The 17,605-nt window shown below is 60.3% G+C and carries 18 protein-coding genes; 10 read left to right on the top strand and 8 right to left on the bottom strand.

Features of this window, described 5'->3' with window-relative positions; all coding sequences use genetic code 11:
* Positions 1-28 precede the first annotated feature (28 nt).
* Complete coding sequence (locus tag GA0061101_RS01685) at positions 29-1,381, bottom strand: methylmalonyl-CoA mutase family protein (RefSeq protein ID WP_092572893.1); 1,353 nt, start codon at positions 1,379-1,381, stop codon at positions 29-31.
* Positions 1,382-1,540: 159 nt separating this feature from the next.
* On the opposite strand from GA0061101_RS01685, the gene GA0061101_RS01680 reads away from it, so the two are divergent.
* Both GA0061101_RS01680 and GA0061101_RS01675 read left to right on the top strand, forming a co-directional pair.
* Positions 1,541-2,344 carry a L,D-transpeptidase gene (locus GA0061101_RS01680; protein WP_425349985.1) on the top strand — a complete coding sequence of 268 codons (804 nt, stop codon included), beginning with the start codon at positions 1,541-1,543 and terminating at the stop codon, positions 2,342-2,344.
* A 159-nt stretch (positions 2,345-2,503) separates the two neighbouring features.
* A complete protein-coding gene (locus tag GA0061101_RS01675; protein WP_037193632.1) occupies positions 2,504-3,235 on the top strand; it encodes a L,D-transpeptidase family protein in 732 nt (243 codons plus the stop codon).
* Between the two features lie 103 nt (positions 3,236-3,338).
* Here the strand turns inward: GA0061101_RS01675 and GA0061101_RS01670 are convergent, their stop codons facing one another.
* Positions 3,339-3,803 (bottom strand): MarR family winged helix-turn-helix transcriptional regulator, encoded by a 465-nt coding sequence (locus tag GA0061101_RS01670; RefSeq protein ID WP_047559633.1) that lies wholly within the window; start codon positions 3,801-3,803, stop codon positions 3,339-3,341.
* Positions 3,804-3,935: 132 nt separating this feature from the next.
* Here GA0061101_RS01670 and GA0061101_RS01665 point away from each other — a divergent pair, with 132 nt between their 5' ends.
* The 3 genes from GA0061101_RS01665 to GA0061101_RS01655 all read left to right on the top strand — a co-directional run bounded on the left by GA0061101_RS01665 (position 3,936) and on the right by GA0061101_RS01655 (position 5,584).
* Positions 3,936-4,358 (top strand): organic hydroperoxide resistance protein, encoded by a 423-nt coding sequence (locus tag GA0061101_RS01665; RefSeq protein ID WP_092572891.1) that lies wholly within the window; start codon positions 3,936-3,938, stop codon positions 4,356-4,358.
* A 130-nt stretch (positions 4,359-4,488) separates the two neighbouring features.
* Positions 4,489-4,872, top strand: coding sequence for an MbcA/ParS/Xre antitoxin family protein (locus GA0061101_RS01660; RefSeq protein WP_092572890.1), 384 nt, complete (start codon positions 4,489-4,491; stop codon positions 4,870-4,872).
* Positions 4,832-5,584: an RES family NAD+ phosphorylase gene (locus GA0061101_RS01655; protein ID WP_092572889.1), complete on the top strand. Its 753-nt coding sequence runs from the start codon at positions 4,832-4,834 to the stop codon at positions 5,582-5,584. The genes GA0061101_RS01660 and GA0061101_RS01655 overlap by 41 nt, the downstream gene beginning before the upstream one ends.
* 4 nt (positions 5,585-5,588) lie before the next feature.
* On the opposite strand, the gene GA0061101_RS01650 is transcribed toward GA0061101_RS01655, so the two are convergent.
* Positions 5,589-6,035 (bottom strand): MarR family winged helix-turn-helix transcriptional regulator, encoded by a 447-nt coding sequence (locus tag GA0061101_RS01650; RefSeq protein WP_092572888.1) that lies wholly within the window; start codon positions 6,033-6,035, stop codon positions 5,589-5,591.
* Positions 6,036-6,107: 72 nt separating this feature from the next.
* Here GA0061101_RS01650 and GA0061101_RS01645 point away from each other — a divergent pair, with 72 nt between their 5' ends.
* Positions 6,108-6,830: a DUF899 domain-containing protein gene (locus GA0061101_RS01645; RefSeq protein WP_092572887.1), complete on the top strand. Its 723-nt coding sequence runs from the start codon at positions 6,108-6,110 to the stop codon at positions 6,828-6,830.
* A 219-nt stretch (positions 6,831-7,049) separates the two neighbouring features.
* Positions 7,050-7,826, top strand: a complete 777-nt coding sequence (locus tag GA0061101_RS01640; protein ID WP_092572886.1) for a VOC family protein — start codon at positions 7,050-7,052, stop codon at positions 7,824-7,826.
* A 124-nt stretch (positions 7,827-7,950) separates the two neighbouring features.
* Here the strand turns inward: GA0061101_RS01640 and GA0061101_RS01635 are convergent, their stop codons facing one another.
* On the bottom strand, positions 7,951-9,465 hold the full coding sequence (locus GA0061101_RS01635) for a helicase HerA-like C-terminal domain-containing protein (protein WP_092572885.1): 1,515 nt from the start codon (positions 9,463-9,465) through the stop codon (positions 7,951-7,953).
* 219 nt (positions 9,466-9,684) lie between these two features.
* On the opposite strand from GA0061101_RS01635, the gene GA0061101_RS01630 reads away from it, so the two are divergent.
* From GA0061101_RS01630 to GA0061101_RS38515, 3 genes are all read left to right on the top strand, one after another.
* On the top strand, positions 9,685-10,080 hold the full coding sequence (locus tag GA0061101_RS01630) for a hypothetical protein (RefSeq protein ID WP_037193654.1): 396 nt from the start codon (positions 9,685-9,687) through the stop codon (positions 10,078-10,080).
* Between the two features lie 160 nt (positions 10,081-10,240).
* A complete protein-coding gene (locus GA0061101_RS01625) occupies positions 10,241-11,596 on the top strand; it encodes a metallophosphoesterase family protein (protein WP_092572884.1) in 1,356 nt (451 codons plus the stop codon).
* A 200-nt stretch (positions 11,597-11,796) separates the two neighbouring features.
* Positions 11,797-12,120 carry a hypothetical protein gene (locus GA0061101_RS38515; protein WP_141694042.1) on the top strand — a complete coding sequence of 108 codons (324 nt, stop codon included), beginning with the start codon at positions 11,797-11,799 and terminating at the stop codon, positions 12,118-12,120.
* 51 nt (positions 12,121-12,171) lie between these two features.
* On the opposite strand, the gene zwf is transcribed toward GA0061101_RS38515, so the two are convergent.
* The 4 genes from zwf to GA0061101_RS01605 all read right to left on the bottom strand — a co-directional run bounded on the left by zwf (position 12,172) and on the right by GA0061101_RS01605 (position 17,585).
* Positions 12,172-13,692 carry a glucose-6-phosphate dehydrogenase gene (gene zwf, locus GA0061101_RS01620; RefSeq protein ID WP_047638844.1) on the bottom strand — a complete coding sequence of 507 codons (1,521 nt, stop codon included), beginning with the start codon at positions 13,690-13,692 and terminating at the stop codon, positions 12,172-12,174.
* 171 nt (positions 13,693-13,863) lie between these two features.
* Positions 13,864-14,634 (bottom strand): trans-aconitate 2-methyltransferase, encoded by a 771-nt coding sequence (tam, locus tag GA0061101_RS01615; protein WP_047559658.1) that lies wholly within the window; start codon positions 14,632-14,634, stop codon positions 13,864-13,866.
* Positions 14,635-14,649: 15 nt separating this feature from the next.
* Complete coding sequence (locus GA0061101_RS01610) at positions 14,650-16,209, bottom strand: TerC family protein (RefSeq protein WP_047559661.1); 1,560 nt, start codon at positions 16,207-16,209, stop codon at positions 14,650-14,652.
* A gap of 335 nt (positions 16,210-16,544) precedes the next feature.
* Positions 16,545-17,585: a zinc-dependent alcohol dehydrogenase family protein gene (locus GA0061101_RS01605; protein ID WP_092572883.1), complete on the bottom strand. Its 1,041-nt coding sequence runs from the start codon at positions 17,583-17,585 to the stop codon at positions 16,545-16,547.
* Positions 17,586-17,605 lie beyond the last annotated feature (20 nt).

Here is a 17,605-nt window from a genome sequence, read left to right as displayed (position 1 = left end):
CCAGCTGCGACGAATTCGATGATCGTTCTCATGCCCCCACTCCCTCATCCAGCCGCATCGGCACCAACCCCATCCCGCCAACGAGCTGGACCAGCGGCCCCAAGACCGCAACCGGCCGTTCCGCCTTCATCGCAAACAATGTGGTTCCGACAATCGGCTTGGCGATGCGGCTTGCGCGCGCCTCGGCAACCATCGCCGCCAATCGGCCACTGGCGATGACATTCGCCAATCCGCCGTCGCGTTCGATGCCGGTAAAGATCTCCCATGCCTTTTCGGCAAGAGCGTCCGTCAGCGCCTCGATGCCGCCGGCGCCGGCGGCGGGATCGGCGACATGGTCGAGATGGCTTTCGGCGATCAGAATCGTCTGCGTATTACGCGCCAGGCGCCGCGCCAGCGGATCGGGGATGCCATGCGTCAGGCTGTGCGGCAGCACGGCGATTTCGTCGGCGCCGCCGGTGCCCGCCGCAAAGACCGCGATCGTGTTGCGCAGAATGTTGGTCTCCGGATCGAGCGTCGTGAGCATGCGATAGCTCGTTTCCATGAAGATAGGCGCGGGCTGCGGATCGGAGGCGCCGCAGGCCTCGGCGATGCGGCTGAAGATCAATCGCGCGGCACGGACCTTGGCCATGGTCGTGAATTGGTTCTGGTCGGCTGAAAGGCAGAGGCTCGTTGCGGCCAGAACGGCCTCCGGCGAAAGTCCCACCTCATCCAGCGATCGCAGATGGCCTGCGAGGCTTGCGGCCATGACCGCCAGCTCCTGCGCCTCGGTTCCGCCGGCATTGTGGACTGAGCGGCCGTCTGCATTGACGGTGGTGCCGGGCAGCTTCTGTTCGGACAAACGGCGAATGTCCCTTGCTGTCTCGGCCTGTTTGTCGCCCATCGAGAAAGCGTCAAGACCAAGATGCAGCGCCGCGGGCGGGTTTTCTCCGAAGGCAGCGATCAGAGTCTTCGCGGTGTCGGGAGTGAAGCCATCGAGGCGCAGCGAGACATTCTTGCCCGACATCACCGTGGCAAGCCGATCGGCGAGCGCCGGCCTCTCCGTGTCGATTCCGGTGCCGAAGCCTGAGGCCGAGGTTTTGGAGACGAGGCAAATCCCGCTTGCACCGTTGGCAAGATCGTCATCGAGCTGTTGCAGGGCACGATCCATGTCGGGATCGTCCAGTCGCTGGGTGACTGTCCAGGGGAGATCGGCTCGTCCGCGCGATAGCGGCGCGCAATCGCGGCGGCGCTCGTAGAGTGGTTCGATCGCGATGCCGTCATCGGTTTGCGAGACCAGCGTTTCCTGAAAATCCTTACCCTTCAGCGCCCGTTCCACCAGCTTGAGCCATGTCTTGCGGTCGGCTCCAGCGAAGATGTTCGGGTCGAGACTGTCGATATTCATGCCATCCTCCGTCCCGCTATGGTCTAGCCCATGATGTCGCGGGGGAAAACAGGAGTTTGGCCAATCCGTGCAATATCTTCGCCCGTGACGCCAGCCTCGCTCCAGCCGCGCCGGTCATCATGCCGCCGACCCGACGTGTGTTCCAACTGGTTTCCGATGATGGCCGATCTGCTGCCCGTTTCCCGCCACCTGCTTGCCGCTACCGCTTTGGCGACATTGTCCGCCTGCAGCGTCATTCCCGATACCGGTGCGACTGATCCTGATCGGTTCGTGCAGGAAACGTCACCGGTCTTCTATCGGCCCGAAGGCATCGATCCGCAGAAGGTGCGGCGCCTGCCGGTGCAGCCCGTGCCGCAATCGCGCGATCTCTTCCGCACGCAATTCCATCAGACCTATGGCCTGCCGACCTTCAATCCGGTGCACCAGGCCATGTATGCGCAGCGAGACGAGGACGATTTCACGCTGCCGGCGATCCCCTACAAGCGCATCGATCCACGCTTCCTGCGGCAGGAGGTGGACTACACGACCAACGAGCGGCCCGGCACGATCGTCGTCGATACCAGAAGCCACTATCTCTATTTCATCGAGCCGGGCGGCAAGGCCATGCGCTATGGCGTAGGCCTCGGTGCGGCAGGTTACGCCTGGCATGGCAGGGGCGTCATTCAGTCGAAGCAGAAATGGCCGCGCTGGACTCCGCCCGCCGAAATGGTTGCCCGCGAACCGCAGATGAGGCCGCTTTCGGCCGAGCGCGGCGGCATGAATCCGGGGCCGACCAATCCGCTCGGCGCGCGTGCGCTCTACATCTATCAGAATGGCAAGGACACGCTTTACCGCGTCCATGGCACGCCGGATTGGCAGTCGATCGGCAAGGCAGCATCCTCCGGCTGCGTGCGCATGCTCAACCAGGATGTGATGGATTTATATAACCGTGTGCCCGACAAAGCGGAAATCGTCGTTTTGTAGCGGTAATTTACCACAAATTTTCGTGATGTTGCATAAGTGCGATAGCCGTGCTCGGCTGCGCTCTTTAGTTTTGCTCCTGTCTCTGCGAACCTCGGGGCAGCCGAATCAGCTTTTTGTTGCGGGTTCTTGCTTCCCTTCAATAGGAACGATGCTGTCGACATGAGCCTGCCTTCATCCTTTTCCCGACGTAATTTCCTCGCCCTTGCTGGCATCGGTGCCGTCTCGACGCTTGCCGGCTGTGCCTCCACCATCGACAACGGCCCTGTCGTCAGCCCGGTGCAATATACCGGCGCGCCCAGGCCGTTCCGTACCTGGCTCTCCAGCTATGACGGTGAGCAACCGGATCCAGCCGTGATCTATGCGGCCATGGACGATGGCGGCTTCCATCTCCCGGCGATTCCCTATCAGCAGATCGATCCGCGCTTTTATCGCCAGCGCGTCGTCGATCCCACAGGCGAAGCGCCGGGCAGTGTAATCGTCAATACCACCCAGCGCATGCTCTACGTCACCGAGCAGGGCGGCACGGCGATGCGCTACGGCATCGGCGTCGGTCGCGAAGGCTTTGCCTGGCAGGGCCGCGGCGTCATTCAGTGGCGCAAGAAGTGGCCGCGTTGGAACCCGCCGGACGAAATGGTTGCCCGCCAGCCGGAGCTCGTCAAGTTCTCCATCGCCAATGGCGGCATGGATCCGGGCCTGAAGAACCCGCTCGGCGCGCGCGCTCTCTATATCTTCGAGGGCAAGCAGGATTCGCTTTATCGCCTGCACGGCAACCCGGACTGGCGCTCCATCGGCAAGGCCGTTTCTTCCGGCTGCGTCCGTCTGCTGAACCAGGACGTCATCGATCTCTATGATCGCGTGCCGGAACGCGCGCCGATCCTGGTGACGTCTTAACGTCGGGTTATTGTCGCAACAGGGACGCCACGAATGCGGGCGTCCTTCCTCGCCCATCTATCCTACCGAACGGGCGGGCGAGATGACCTAAGGCAGCCGCCGCTCACTCGGCCGTCAGATTGGTCTTCAATTGCTGTAGCCGGTCGCGCAGATTGGCGATTTCAGTCATGTCGCAGCCGGTGGCCTCGCCGATGGCGTCCATGATGGTGCCGACCTGGCATTTCATACCGGTACCCTTCTCCGTCAGTGAAATGATCACCTGCCGCTCGTCCTTCGGGTCGCGCGTGCGGCTGATCAGGCCAGCCTGCTCCAATCGCTTCAACAGGGGCGACAGTGTGCCGGAGTCAAGATCCAGCTTTTCGCCGATGGTCTTGACCGAAAGGCGACCCTTTTCCCACAGCACGAGCATGACGAGATATTGCGGATAGGTGAGGCCGACGCGATCGAGGATCGGCTTGTAAGCACGGTTGAAGGCATGTGCGGCGCTGTAGACGGCGAAACAAAGCTGCCTTTCAAGCCGCTTTTCTTCGTCGGGGATCATGCTTTGCCCATTTGGCTTGTCCGTCATTGCTGCTCCGCCATTTTTTTGTTGGGTGCATTGTCACAAATTCACTTTGCGAAATCAAATTGCAAAAATATATATTGCGCACGATTAAATCGTGATATATAAAATCGACATCCAACCCGAAGGAGAGATGACATGCCTATTCTCTACACCACCAAAGCTTCCGCCACCGGTGGCCGCGCTGGCCGCGCTGTTTCCGAAAACGGCGTCCTCGACGTCACTCTGACTGTGCCGAAGGAACTCGGCGGCGATGGCGCTACCGGCACCAATCCCGAGCAGCTCTTTGCGGCTGGCTATTCTGCCTGCTTCCTCGGCGCTTTGAAATTTGTGGCAGGCCAGCAGAAGGTCAAGATTCCGGAAGACGCCAAGGTGACCGCGACTGTCGGCATCGGCCCGCGCGAGGACGGCGGCGGCTTCGGCATCGAGGTGTCTCTGTCCGTCCACATTCCCGGCATGGACAAGGCCGAGGCTGAGAAGCTCGCCGCCGCCGCCCACATCGTCTGCCCTTATAGCCACGCCCTGCGCACGTCGACCGAAGTGCCGGTCACGGTCGCCTAAAACGAAATCCTCCCACGCGGCCGCGTGAGAGGCGGAACAAATCAAAATTGGGAGCGGTGAGCTTTTTGCTTGCCGCTCCTTTTCTTTTGCAAGAAATATGCTATATATTTTCTTAGGAAAGGATAAGGCGATGGCAAAAGCTCAAATAGCAGGTCATTCGGCGCCTGGTGAGGCTGCCGTCATCACCAAGGCGGTTGTCAATGCCGCCGAGCGGCTGGGATTGAATGCGCGCATATTGGCTGCGGTGATCGGCGTTTCCGAGGCGACCGTCTCGCGCATGAAACGGCAGGATCACCTTCTGGAGCGTGACAGCAAGCCATTCGAACTTGCCGTGCTTTTCGTTCGCCTCTTTCGCTCGCTCGATGCCATTGTGGGCGGCGATGAGATGGTGGCGCGCGAATGGCTGCGCAACGGCAATCTCGCCCTTGGCGCCGCGCCGCAAGATAAGATCACCTCTATCTCTGGTTTGACCGATGTCCTTGCCTATCTGGACGCCCGCCGCGCTCTCATCTGAGGCGGGGGCAATTTCCGGCCGTTATTGGCGGCTGGTGGAATCGCAGCATCAGGTCTCGACGCTGAAACTGGTCGATACGCTGGAAGAGCAGGCGCTCCTCGAAAATCTTCTGGAAGAAAGCAAACCGGTCCTGCCGCCGGAATGTGCCGGGCTCGACTATCTGCTCGCCACGCCCTTTCGCTATGGCGCGATCTATCCGCACGGTTCCCGCTTCCGCCGTGCCGGCCGCACGCTCGGTGTTTTCTACGCCTCCGAACAGGTGGAGACGTCCCTAGCGGAAATGAGCTTCTATCGGCTGCTTTTCTTCCGCGATTCCCCGGATACCCCGCTGCCCACCAATGCTGCGGAATATACTGCCTTTGCCGCGGCGATCGCGACGAAGGAGGCGATCGATCTGACAAGGCCGCCGTTGGATCGCGACCTGCGGCAATGGACCGATCCGGTCAATTACGAGGCATGTCAATCGCTTGCCGAGGCAGCGCGGGCAGGGGGCATCGAGGCGATCCTCTATCGCTCGGTCCGGGATCCGCAAGGCGGCAGAAACATGGCGCTTCTAACTGCCAGGGCCTTCGCGGCGCGCGAACCTGTTGAACGACAGACCTGGCGCATCAGGCTGTCGCGAGCCGGTATTCAGGCGCTGTGCGAATTCCCCAGGCGCCGTATCGGCTTCGAACGGAAGGATTTTGGCGGCGATCCCCGTCTGGCGGGATAGCGGCTCAGAGCAACGCCGCCAGGTCACTCCGCAACCGGTCGCCATTGCCATCGGGCAGGCGCTCTTCCAATACCGCATGCGTTGCCTTCCAGATCGGCACGGCGGCGGCGAGCATCGCCTTGCCTGATGGTGTGAGGGTGAGCAGGCGGGCGCGGCGATCCCTGGGATTGGGCACGATATTCACCCATCCGCGCCGCTCCAGCGGCTTTAAGGCTGCCGTCAACGTCGTCTGATCTATTGCAAGCAGTGTCGCGACCGGCCCCATGGGCGCGGGCTCCGGCCTGTTCAAGGACATCATCAGGGAAAACTGCCCGTTGGTGAGCCCGAGCGGCCTCAGCGCCTCGTCGAAACGTCGCGCCAGAGCTCGCGCGGCACGCTGGACATGCAGGCAAAGGCAGGTGTCACGCACCAACAGGGTAGTTTCAAAGGGAATTTCGATCGCGTTTGACATGATTCATTAATATTGATATCAATATATTTGTCAAGATTTGGAACTGGAAAACGCCGGAGGAGGGCGCTGACAATGAACCAGGTCGTTTCCCGAGACGTATGGCTGGAGGCCCGCCGTCAATTGCTTGCCAGCGAGAAGGAGGCAACGCATTTGCGCGATCGCGTCAATGCGGAGCGCATGGCCTTGCCCTGGGTGAAGGTCGAGAAAGACTATGTTTTCGATACGCCGACCGGCAGGAAATCGCTTGCCGATCTCTTCGATGGCCGCAGCCAGTTGATCGTCTATCACTTCATGCTCGGTCCGGATTGGGAGGCTGGATGCCCTGGCTGCTCTTTCCTCGCGGATCATCTCGACGGAACGCTTGTGCATCTCAACCATCATGACGTTACATTGGTCGTCGTTTCCCGTGCCCCGATCGACAAGGTGGAGGCCTACAAAAAACGGATGGGCTGGAACTTCCCCTGGGTATCGTCCTTCGCCAACGACTTCAATTACGATTATCATGTCTCCTTCTCGAAGGAGCAGCTTGCCGGCGAGACGGTCTTCTACAATTTCACGCCCATGGATTCGGCTGAAGGCAATGACGAGCTGCCTGGTCTCAGCGCTTTCTACAAGGACGAGGTTGGTAATATTTTCCACACCTATTCAAGCTATGCCCGCGGCCCCGAAGAGTTGATCGGCACGCTGATGATCCTTGATCGCGCACCCAAGGGGCGCAACGAAAGCAGCACGATGAATTTCGTTCGTCGTCATGATGAATATGAGGATACCGCCAAGGCGCATTCCTGCCATTGAGACGCTACAGGACTGTGATATTTGTTGATTCCGTGGGAGCAGGGGTCGAAATATTGTGTTTTGTATTTAGGTAAGACGTAGCGCTTGCTTGCAGCGAAACAAACAGGTCGATTGATCGATTATCGTTCGGCCGTCACTTACATCGGCGATGATGGCTCGCGCTGACAACCGGCTCAAATTGAGCTGGACGAATGCCACAAACGAATAGGGAGAGATTCGATGGCTGAGAAGGGTTATTTTGTCTGGTACGAGTTGATGACCACCGACATGGCAGCGGCAGAGGCTTTCTATCGGAAGGTTGTCGGCTGGGACGCAGAGGACGCCGGCATGCCGGATGTCGGCATGGCCTACACGTTGTTCAGCGCCGGTGCGGGTCCCGTCGCCGGATTGATGGTGCTGCCTGAAGAGGCGAAGGCGATGGGGACGCCCCCCTGCTGGACCGGCTATATCGGCGTGCCTAACGTCGACGAGGCAGCCAAGACCATCGTCGCGAAGGGCGGCAAGGTCTATCGCGAGCCGACGGATATTCCGGGCATCGGCCGGTTTGCTGTGGTGGCCGATCCCTATGGAGCCGCCTTCTGCATCTTCACGCCACTACCCGGGCAGGATTGGGGTCCGTCGGAGCCCGCTGCTGCCGGCTATATCGGCTGGCATGAACTCTATGCCGGCGACGGCCAGAAGGCCTTCGATTTCTATTGCGAGATGTTCGGCTGGGAATCGAGTTCCGACTTCGATATGGGCCCGATGGGCACGTACAAGATCTTCAAGATCGGCGATCGGGACTTCGGCGGCATCATGACCAAGCCCGCGGAAATGCCGGTGCCGGCCTGGAATTTCTACATCAACGTGCCGGCGATCGATGCGGCGATCACGCGTATCAGCGAGGGCGGCGGCGTGATCGTCAACGGCCCGATGGAGGTTCCCGGCGGTAGCTGGATCGTCCAAGCCACCGACCCGCAGGGAGCGTTTTTCTCCCTGGTCGCGCCGATACGGTGATCTCTACCCTCCCCTTGAGGGGGAGGGTCGGCCCAAAGGGCCGGGGTGGGGTGATCCCCAAGTTTGCGGCATGTCACCCCCACCCGCGGCTTTGCCGCGACCTCCTCAAGGGGAGGGTACCCTTCTACCGCTTCAAGCTTCCCAGAATCCCCCGGACCAGCGCGCGGCCGACCTGCGTGGCGACCGTGCGCGCCACGCTCTTCAAGGCCGCTTCCATGATCGTCTCGCGCTGATAGCCGGAGCGGCCGCGGCCTGATGTCTTGTTGCTGTCTCCGCCAAAGCCGGGGAGCGTCCAGCCATCGCCAGCATTATCGCTCTGCGGCGCGGCTGCCTTGCGGGCGCGTTCGGTCAGGATTTCATAGGCGGATTCGCGATCGATCGTCTGGTCGTACAAGCCTGCGACCGGGCTGGCGTTGATGACGGCCCGACGTTCCGCATCGCTGACGGGACCGATACGGCCTGACGGCGGGCGGATCAGCGTGCGCTCGACGATCGACGGCGCGCCCTTGCCCTCGAGCATCGAAACGAGCGCTTCGCCGGTGCCGAGTGTGGTGATGACTTGAGTGCAGTCGAAGGCGGGATTGGGCCGGAATGTCGAGGCTGCGGTCTGCACGGCTTTCTGCTCGCGCGGCGAATAGGCACGCAGCGCATGCTGCACACGGTTGCCGAGCTGCGCTAGCACCGTTTCCGGCACATCGAGCGGATTCTGCGTCACGAAATAGACGCCGACGCCCTTGGAGCGGATCAGGCGCACGACCTGCTCGACACGCTCGATGAGCACCTTCGGCGCGTCGTTGAAGAGCAGATGCGCCTCATCGAAGAAGAAGACGAGCTTCGGCTTTTCCGGATCGCCGACCTCAGGCAGTTCCTCGAAGAGTTCCGACAGCAGCCAGAGCAGGAAGGTGGCATAGAGGCGGGGGTTCATCATCAGCTTGTCGGCGGCCAGCACCGAGACCTGCCCGTAGCCGTCGTTGCTGACGCGCATGATGTCGGAAATTTTCAGCGCCGGTTCGCCGAAGAAGTTTTCAGCACCCTGCTGCTCCAGCACCAGAAGCGATCGCTGGAGCGAGCCGACTGACGATTTCGAGATCAGGCCGTATTTGCTGGAAAGCTCGCTGGCGTTTTCGCCCATATAGTTCAGCAGCGCCTGGAAGTCCTTGAGATCGAGCAGCGCCAGACCGTTTTCATCGGCGATCTTGAAGGCGATGTTGAGCACGCCCTCCTGCGCCTCCGAAGCGTCCATCAGGCGCGCGAGCAGCAGTGGCCCCATCTCGGCGATGGTCGTGCGCACGCGGTGGCCCTTTTCGCCGTAGATGTCCCAGAAGATGACCGGGAACTGATCGAATTCATAAGGGGACAGGCCGATTTCCTCGGCTCGCTTCAGCAGGAAGTCCTTGGCCTCGCCCTTGACGGCGATGCCGGAGAGGTCGCCCTTGATGTCAGCGCAAAACACAGGCACGCCGGCCTTGGAAAATCCTTCCGCCAGCACCTGCAGCGTCACCGTCTTGCCGGTGCCTGTCGCACCGGTGACGAGGCCGTGGCGGTTGCCGAATTTCAGCGTCAGGAATTCGTCCTTGTTGATGCTTTCGTCCGGATTCCGGCTGGCGCCGACGAAAATCTGTCCATCCTGCTGCGGCATGGTGTCGTCTCCCTTTGGGCGGCGGCACAGCAACGCTTAAAGGTTGCCAGAACCGTTCATCGATTTGTCCTGACACTGTTATAAGAACTGACTTGAACGGGGACAACCATTCGCGTGACGGTTATGTTTCTGGTAGTATAGCGAGGTCCGGCGCGGCTTGTGTCGGTTGGCCCGTTCAGTTACGTTGACGTTAACGTCGTAAAAAGGCAGGAGGCCAAAGTGAACGAAGTTATTGATCAGATCGCAACCAAAGCCGGCATTGCTCCTGATCTCGCAGAGAAGGCCGTTGGCATGATCCTTGGCTTTCTGCAACGCGAGGCTCCGGATGGCCCCGTCACCAAGATGATCGAATCGATCCCCGGCGCGTCTGATCTCGTTGCGCAATACAATGGCGAGGAAACATCGGGCGGCGGCCTGCTCGGCGGCCTCCTTAGCGCCGTTGGCGGCGGTGGCGGCCTCATGGCGCTCGGCCAGCAATTGATGAGCAGCGGTCTCAGCATGGGCGAGATCACCTCGCTCGCCAAGGAAACGATCGCAACCGCCCGCCAGCATGCCGGCGACGAAGTGGTCGACCAGGTCGTCAACTCCGTTCCTGGCCTGCATCAGTTCCTCTGAGATAGGTAAGGCCTTTCCGGAAAGCTCGGAGAGGCCGGCAGCCACCGGCGCGCGTCGATTTTTGCAGGCGCCGCCAGCGAGCGATGGTCTAATCTTCATGTCTTCCGGCCTTCGCCATCCCTTGTGAGGCGAGGGCCGTGGCTTTTGGGGAGGTCGCCTCATGTCCGTCAGCGCTATTCCCTCCCTTTTGCCGGGAGGGCCGGGGCATCTTTTCGTGCTATACGGCGATTCCTGCTCCGGCGTTCCGGGTGCCCTGCATGAAGGCACCTTCGCTGCCGTCAACGCCGTCTTGCGCCGGCTCGATCCGCCGCCGGAATTCATTCTGTTTCCGGGTGACGAGATCATCGGGCTGACGGCCGATCCGGAAGCGCTGCGGGCGCAATGGCGGCATTGGCTCGATCATGAAATGGCATGGCTCGACCGGCAGGCGACGCCGCTCTGGCACACCACCGGCAACCACACGACCTATGACGAGATGAGCGAGCGGGTGTTCCGCGAGGTGCTTCAGCTGCCGGAAAACGGGCCGCCGGGGCAGGAGGGACTGTCCTATTGGGTCCGCCGCGGCGATCTTCTGCTTGTTTTCGTCCATACGCTATGGACAGGTCTTGGCGGCGAGGGGCATGTCGAGACGGAATGGCTGGAGGCGACGCTGAGGAAGCATGCCGATATCAGGCACAAGATCGTCCTCGGCCATCATCCGGTCTTCCCGGTCAACGGCTTTTCTGGTGCCTACCAACGCGAAATCGGTCCCGAATATGCCGGGCGATTCTGGGATATTCTCGTGGAAGCCGATGTGCTTGCCTATGTCTGCAGCCATATGCTCGCCTTCGACGTTCAGGTTCATCGTGGCGTCCTGCAGCTCTGCACGGCAGGAGCAGGCACTGCGCATCGGATGCCGGAGGAGGTGGAATATCTGCATTGCATCCAGGCCGCGCTGGATGCGGACGGGTTTCGCTATCAGGTGCTGGACACCGATGGCGTGGTTCGCGAGAAACTGCAGTGGCCTTTCAAGCCGGCCGAGAATTGGCGGAATCTGTCGCCGGGATCGCATGTGGCAGGCTTCAGCGGCTCCAAAGGGCCGAACCATATCGTCGAACTGCGGATTACGGGGTTCATGGCAAATGGGGCGCATGCACCGGCGCAAACGCTCTTCTCCGCCTTCGATCCTCAAATCATCGCGCCGCTTTGGCTCGGCCTGCGCGGCCCGCATCAGACCTTGACCCTGATTCTCGGCCGCAAGCCCGGCCGCAGCCCTCATTATTGGTTCGGACCCGATTTGATCCCCGGCCAGCCTTTCGATATCGACATCGCCTTGCATGCCGGCATGGGACCGGGCGGCATGCTCTATCGCATGCACGGGGATCACCGATGGAATTCATTCCACGGAGCCTCCGCAACCGGCCTCGAGCATATGGTCTGGCCGGCGCAATGGAGCGTGGGACATGGTCAGGGCGGTCCGGCGGACCGCCCTTTCATAGGGGATGGCCTGCAGGTTCAGATTACGGCGGCGGTATGATTGCCAAGCCTCGGATCGGTTGAAATTGAAAATGCCGTCGCCGGGGATGCGGGTATTCTATCCAAGAGAGCCTAAATTTTTTGACACCCTTATTGCGGGATATAAAAGATATATTCCGTCCGTTGCCGGAAGCAAACTTGCAACTATTGCGCGTGCATTGTAGTTGAGAGCAAAATCTTTTGGGGGTCAGAGGGGTAAATATGAAGCGGTTTTTAACAGTCATTGCGCTCGTTGGACTGGCTGGTTGCCAAGGTGTATCTAGTTTTTTTCCAAATGCTAAGGTCGCAATCGTTGACGGCATAGAATATTCGGTCAGGCCGCTTTCAAGCAAGAACTCCTGGCAAGCTAGCCTAAATCGCCCGACTGGCGCGTCGCTGATCGTTATAGATCCGACCATCTATGCGGGGAATGTGAAAGCTATCGAAGCAGCTACTGGCTGCACCGTCCTTAGAGAGACACTTCAGAATTCGGATAACAATACCATTGCCGCTGTAAATTGTTCAAAATCAACAGCGAAAAAGTAATAAAATCATTGCGATAAGGGCCGGCATCTATCGATACCGGCCCGTGCATATTCAAACCGTCTTTCTGCCCGGTTTATCGCCCGGCTGATGCCAGATGCGGCCGTCGCGTCCGATGAGTTCGTCGGCGCAGGCTGGCCCCATGCTGCCGGGCGCGTAAGGATCGGGCTTGCCGCCCTCGGCCCAGAGATCGAGGAATGGCTGCACGGCTGCCCAGCCGGCCTCGATGCCGTCGGCGCGCTGGAACAGGGTCTGGTCGCCGACGAAAAGCTCGTAGAACAGGCTTTCATAGCCCGTCTGCTTGCCGATATCGAAACGATCAGCATAACGGAAATCGAGCGAAATCGGCGCGGTTTTCAGCACAAGCCCCGGCGATTTGATCGAGATTTCCATGTCCAGCCCCTCATCGGGCTGCACCTGGATGATGAGCCTGTTCGGCGGTAGCTGAGGGCGCGAATCGTGGCGGGGGAATTGTGCGAAGGGCACCTGCCGGAAGGTGATGACCACCTCCGTATCGCGCGTCTTCATCGCCTTGCCGGTGCGCAGGTAAAAGGGCACGCCGGCCCAGCGCCAAGTGTCGACCAGGAGCTTCAGTGCCACGAAGGTTTCCGTATCGCTGTCAGGCGCAATATCGGCGGTCTCAGTATAGGCGGGCAGATCCCTGCCGGCGAGAGGGCCGGCCGCATAGGCGCCGCGCACACCGTTCTGGGTTGCTTCCTCACGCGAATAATGGCGCAGAGCTTTCAGAACTTTAGCTTTTTCGTTGCGGATCGATTCTGCGTCGAAGCTGTTTGGCGGCTCCATGGCCACCATCGCCAGGAGCTGGAAGAGATGGTTCGGCACCATGTCGCGCAAGGCGCCGGTCGCATCGTAAAACTTGCCTCGAAGGCCGACATCCACCAGTTCTGCTGCCGTGATCTGGACGTGATCAATGTAATTGTTGTTCCAAAGCGCCTCGATCATCATGTTCGCAAAACGCGTTGTCATGATGTTCTGGACGGTTTCCTTGCCGAGGAAGTGGTCGATGCGATAGATTTGGCTTTCTTCGGCATGATTCAGGAGCCGCGCATTCAGCGCCTGGGCCGAGGCAAGATCGTGGCCGAAAGGCTTTTCGATCGCGATGCGCCGGAATGCGCCGGTCGTTTCGTCGGTTAGGCCGTTTTCCGAAAGCTTTTCGGCGATATCACCGAAGAAACTCGGCGGCACGGCGAAATAGAAAGCCGCATTGGCGCTCGGCGCATGCGAAAGATAATCCGCGATACTCTTGTAGACAGCATTCTGGGTGAAGTCGCCGGAGATGTAGCTGATGCGCTTGCGCAGGCTTTGCCACGCCGCTTTTCGCTCCTGATCCTCGATGTCGCCTGAAGTTTTCAAGAATGCATCCAGGCGCTCCAGCAGCATTTCGACGTTGCCGGGTTCGATACCGATGCCGAGAACATGCAGATCTTCGCCCACAAGCCCGTTGTGGGTCATGTTGATCAGTGTCGGAATAAGAAGGCGCCGGGTAAGATCGCCGGTCGCGCCGAAGATGACGAATGTCAGCGGCGGGGCCGGTGCAACGTCGGGGCTGGTCATGAGCGCATCTCCTTCTGGCGGCCATACAAGGGGCTTCTGGACGACATCGACTATCTCCTCGGAGCTATTGCTGTTTCAGCTTTGGCTGCTCGTGTTCTAGCGCGGGCCAACGCCGGTTGTCGATGGGATCGACAGGCCGCTGTCAGCCCGACTTTTGGGATGGGCAGTCGCCTACTTCTTCACGGCGACCAGGAAGAGCCGCGGGAAGCGCAGCAGCACCTTGCCGTCCACGAGCGGCGGATAGGCCTTTTCGATGCGTTTCAGATACTCGGCCGCGAAAGCGTCCCGATGCTCGGCGCCAGCGTGATCGAGATAGGGACGCAGGCCCGTGCCTTTGACCCATTCGACGATGGCCGCGGCATTCTCCAGCGCGTGATTATAGTTGGTGTGCCAGATATCGACGCGTGCCGACTTGCCGATCAGCCTGTTATAGTAGGCCGAGGGTGTGGGAAGAGGATTGCGGCGCACGCTTTTTTTCGCGAAAGCGTCGCTCCAGGGGCCGTTCTTCGCGGTTTCCTCCATCATCAGATGGTTAGGCTCGGTCAGGTTATCGGGCATCTGGATAGCCAGTACGCCGCCGCGCTTCAGCCCATCCATCAGATGATCGAAAATCTCGAGATGATCGGGCAGCCACTGAAAGACGGCGTTGGCAAAGAGCAGGTCGACGGGCTCTTCGGGGCGCCATGTGGCAAGATCGGCCTTGACGAAAGTCGTGCCGGGCATGCGCTTGCGCGCCGCTTCCAGCATATTCTCATCGCTGTCGAGACCGGAGACACCGGCGGCGCCATAGCGCTCGACGATCAATTCCGTCGAATTGGCGGGGCCGCAGCCGAGATCGATCGCTCGTTCGATGCGCTCCAGCGGCACCTGCGCCAGAAGATCGCGCGCCGGACGCGTGCGTTCATCCTCGAATTTCACATATTGGCCAGCAGACCATGCCATGAGCGTATCCTCTACCTAGATTGCATATTCCATCGGTTGAATCCGGACCTTGTCGATATTTCGGCCATTGAGTTTGACCACTTCGAAGGCGAGTCGGCCAGAGTTGAAGCGTTCGCCCTCATGCGGCAAATGGCCAAGGCCCCATAGAATGAAGCCGGCAAGCGTCGAATAGCGATCCGCCTCGTCGATGAGGTCGGTGCCGACAAGCTTCGACAGATGGCGAATGTCGATCCAGCCGTCGACGGTCAACGATCCGTCCTCGCCCTTGTCGATGGTCAGCGGCTCATTGTCCTCATCGGGGAATTCGCCGGCGATCGCTTCGAAGAGGTCGGTAGTCGTCACCAGTCCTTCGATTTCGCCATATTCGTCGAGAACAAGCGCCATCGCCTGGTTGGACTGGCGCAGCCGCTCCATCAACTTCAGCACATTGATGCTTTCATGTACGGCAAGCGGCTGACGGATGGAGCGCTTAATATCGATCTCGCCGTCCTGCAGCAGATCGCGCATGACGTCGCGCGCGCTGGCGATGCCGACGAAATTGTCGAAGCTGCCGCGGATGACCGGAAAGCGCGAATGGCCGATCTCGATGACGCGGCGTTGCTGCTCCTCGCGCGGCTTGTCGAGGTCGAGGCAGACGATATCCGTGCGCGGTGTCATGATCGAGCGGGCCGAGCGATCCGCGAGCGTCAGCACGCCGTGGATCATGTCCTTTTCCTCCGTCGAGAACACTTCCTCGGTCACCAGCTTTTCGGCTGTCCGCTCGCTCGTTTCGCCGAGAGCGCCCTGCGGCCGTTGTGCGCCGAGCAGGCCAAGAACGGCGTCGGCGGTGCGGTTGCGAATGTTGGTCGGCGTGATCAGCCGTTCCTTGTTGCGCCGGGCGAGCTGGTTCAGGGCCTCGATGACGATCGAGAAGCCGATTGCCGCATAAAGATATCCCTTCGGCACATGGAAGCCGAAGCCTTCGACAACAAGCGAAAAGCCGATCATCATCAGGAAGCCAAGGCAGAGGATAACGACGGTCGGATGTTTCGAGACGAAGGCCATCAGCGGCCTCGACAGGAACAGCATGACGCCGACGGCAATGATCACGGCAACCATCATCACCGAGAGCTCTTGCACCATACCAACTGCGGTGATAACACTGTCGAGCGAGAAGATGGCGTCGAGTACGACGATCTGGACGATCACCTGCCAGAAGACGGCATGAACGACCTTCTTTTCCCCCTCGGCCTCTTGCCCTTCCAGCCGCTCGTGCAGTTCCATCGTGCCCTTGAACAGCAGGAACAGGCCGCCGACGATCAGGATGATGTCGCGACCGGACAGGCCGAAGCCCCAGACGGAGATCAAAGGTGCCGTCAGCGTCACCACCCAGGCGATGGAGGCGAGCAGCGCCAAGCGTATGATGAGAGCCAGCGCCAGTCCGATCATGCGCGCGGCATCGCGCTGGTGCGGCGGCAGCTTGTCTGCAAGGATGGCGATGAAAACGAGATTGTCGATGCCGAGAACAATCTCGAGAACGATCAGGGTAGCAAGCCCGATCCAGGCGGATGGGTCGGATAGCCAGTCGAAGATCATTAATTCCTAAGCTTGGCGCCGGCCATGATAGGCCTGCCAATTCTTTCCTTCAGTTTTTCGGATGATATGCCGCGCGCCAATCCCAAAGCGCGGCTGGTACAGCCGTCGCTATCCGGATCGCATAGACCAAGCGGGTCGGCTTTCCTGGGACAAGAACTATAAGGCTCGCTATCGGGCATGGCCTGCTATCTGGACACGAAATCGCATTTGCGCAAGGGCGCGGGGCAGATCAATCTACCTGAGTTCCATGACATTTTTTCAAAAATGCTTTTTTGCCCATGGTTTCGACCACTCTGAAAGGTTGACGGCGGGCCGTATTGTGCTCGGAGTGAGATTCAAAATTGCGTGATGACGCTGATCCCCGTGCCTTCGGCCTTGTCCAGCGTCGTCAACGCCGGAACGGCCTCCTCCAGACTGATCCTGCGGCCGATCAGCTTTTGCGGCGCAATCTTGCCGGCCGCCAGCATGTCGAGCATGGCATCGTAGCGCCAGGCCTGCATGCCGTGGCTGCCGTAGATTTCCAGCTCATGGCCGATGACTTGCGCCATGGGGATCTGCGGCGTTGCATGCTCGCCGAGCATCAGGCCGACCTGCACATGCCGGCCGCGCCGGCGCAGGTTCTTGATGGAGTTGAAGCAGGTTGCGGGGTGGCCAAGCGCATCGATGGACACATGCGCTCCGCCCTTGGTGATCTCGCGCACCGCTTCCGCGACATCGGCGACGCTTGCCGCGTTGATCGTCGCGACAGCACCGCACTCATGGGCGAAAGCCAGCTTCTCGTCCGAAATGTCGATGGCGACGGCATTCGCTCCGAGCGCGCTGGCGATCATGATCGCGGAGAGACCGACGCCGCCGCAGCCATGCACGGCGATCCACTCGCCGGGGCGGGTTTTCGCCTGATCGGCGACGGCGCGGAACGAGGTGGCGAAACGGCAGCCGAGGCTCGCCGCCGTCGCATCATCTATCGTCTCGGGCAGGTGAACGAGGTTCGTGTCGGCATAGTCGATCGCGACATATTCGGCAAAGGAACCCCAATGGGTGAAGCCGGGCTGGAACTGGTTGGGGCAGACCTGCTGGTTGCCGGAATGGCATTCGGCGCAATGGCCGCAGCCTGATACGAAGGGAACGGTGACGCGATCGCCGACCTTGAAACGGACGACGCCGCGACCGGTCGCCACGACCTTTCCCGCAAGCTCATGCCCGGGCACGTGAGGGAGCCTGATATCTGGGTCATGGCCCATCCAGCCATGCCAGTCGCTGCGGCAGAGCCCGCTCGCGCCGACCGCGATGACAACGCCATCCTCGCCCGGCGTCGGGTCGGCCAGGGTGCGGATCTCGGGCATCACCTCGAAGGCCTCGTAATACATCGCTTTCATCGGAATTCTCGCTTTTCCTA

Origin of the sequence: Martinezella lusitana, assembly GCF_900094565.1 — a bacterium.
Lineage (GTDB): Bacteria > Pseudomonadota > Alphaproteobacteria > Rhizobiales > Rhizobiaceae > Rhizobium > Rhizobium lusitanum.
This window is presented reverse-complemented; position numbering and strand designations above follow the sequence as displayed.

What these genes read in the sequence shown, in the direction of transcription:
- GA0061101_RS01685 (WP_092572893.1), bottom strand. Translation starts at nt 1,381, where the DNA reads ATGAATATCGACAGTCTCGACCCGAACATCTTCGCTGGAGCCGACCGC.
- GA0061101_RS01650 (WP_092572888.1), bottom strand. Translation starts at nt 6,035, where the DNA reads ATGTCAAACGCGATCGAAATTCCCTTTGAAACTACCCTGTTGGTGCGT.
- GA0061101_RS01605 (WP_092572883.1), bottom strand. Translation starts at nt 17,585, where the DNA reads ATGAAAGCGATGTATTACGAGGCCTTCGAGGTGATGCCCGAGATCCGC.
- GA0061101_RS01655 (WP_092572889.1), top strand. Translation starts at nt 4,832, where the DNA reads ATGTCCTTGCCTATCTGGACGCCCGCCGCGCTCTCATCTGAGGCGGGG.
- GA0061101_RS01660 (WP_092572890.1), top strand. Translation starts at nt 4,489, where the DNA reads ATGGCAAAAGCTCAAATAGCAGGTCATTCGGCGCCTGGTGAGGCTGCC.
- tam (WP_047559658.1), bottom strand. Translation starts at nt 14,634, where the DNA reads ATGGCATGGTCTGCTGGCCAATATGTGAAATTCGAGGATGAACGCACG.
- GA0061101_RS01665 (WP_092572891.1), top strand. Translation starts at nt 3,936, where the DNA reads ATGCCTATTCTCTACACCACCAAAGCTTCCGCCACCGGTGGCCGCGCT.
- GA0061101_RS01635 (WP_092572885.1), bottom strand. Translation starts at nt 9,465, where the DNA reads ATGCCGCAGCAGGATGGACAGATTTTCGTCGGCGCCAGCCGGAATCCG.
- GA0061101_RS01640 (WP_092572886.1), top strand. Translation starts at nt 7,050, where the DNA reads ATGGCTGAGAAGGGTTATTTTGTCTGGTACGAGTTGATGACCACCGAC.
- GA0061101_RS01680 (WP_425349985.1), top strand. Translation starts at nt 1,541, where the DNA reads ATGGCCGATCTGCTGCCCGTTTCCCGCCACCTGCTTGCCGCTACCGCT.
- GA0061101_RS38515 (WP_141694042.1), top strand. Translation starts at nt 11,797, where the DNA reads ATGAAGCGGTTTTTAACAGTCATTGCGCTCGTTGGACTGGCTGGTTGC.
- GA0061101_RS01625 (WP_092572884.1), top strand. Translation starts at nt 10,241, where the DNA reads ATGTCCGTCAGCGCTATTCCCTCCCTTTTGCCGGGAGGGCCGGGGCAT.
- GA0061101_RS01645 (WP_092572887.1), top strand. Translation starts at nt 6,108, where the DNA reads ATGAACCAGGTCGTTTCCCGAGACGTATGGCTGGAGGCCCGCCGTCAA.
- GA0061101_RS01670 (WP_047559633.1), bottom strand. Translation starts at nt 3,803, where the DNA reads ATGACGGACAAGCCAAATGGGCAAAGCATGATCCCCGACGAAGAAAAG.
- GA0061101_RS01675 (WP_037193632.1), top strand. Translation starts at nt 2,504, where the DNA reads ATGAGCCTGCCTTCATCCTTTTCCCGACGTAATTTCCTCGCCCTTGCT.
- zwf (WP_047638844.1), bottom strand. Translation starts at nt 13,692, where the DNA reads ATGACCAGCCCCGACGTTGCACCGGCCCCGCCGCTGACATTCGTCATC.
- GA0061101_RS01610 (WP_047559661.1), bottom strand. Translation starts at nt 16,209, where the DNA reads ATGATCTTCGACTGGCTATCCGACCCATCCGCCTGGATCGGGCTTGCT.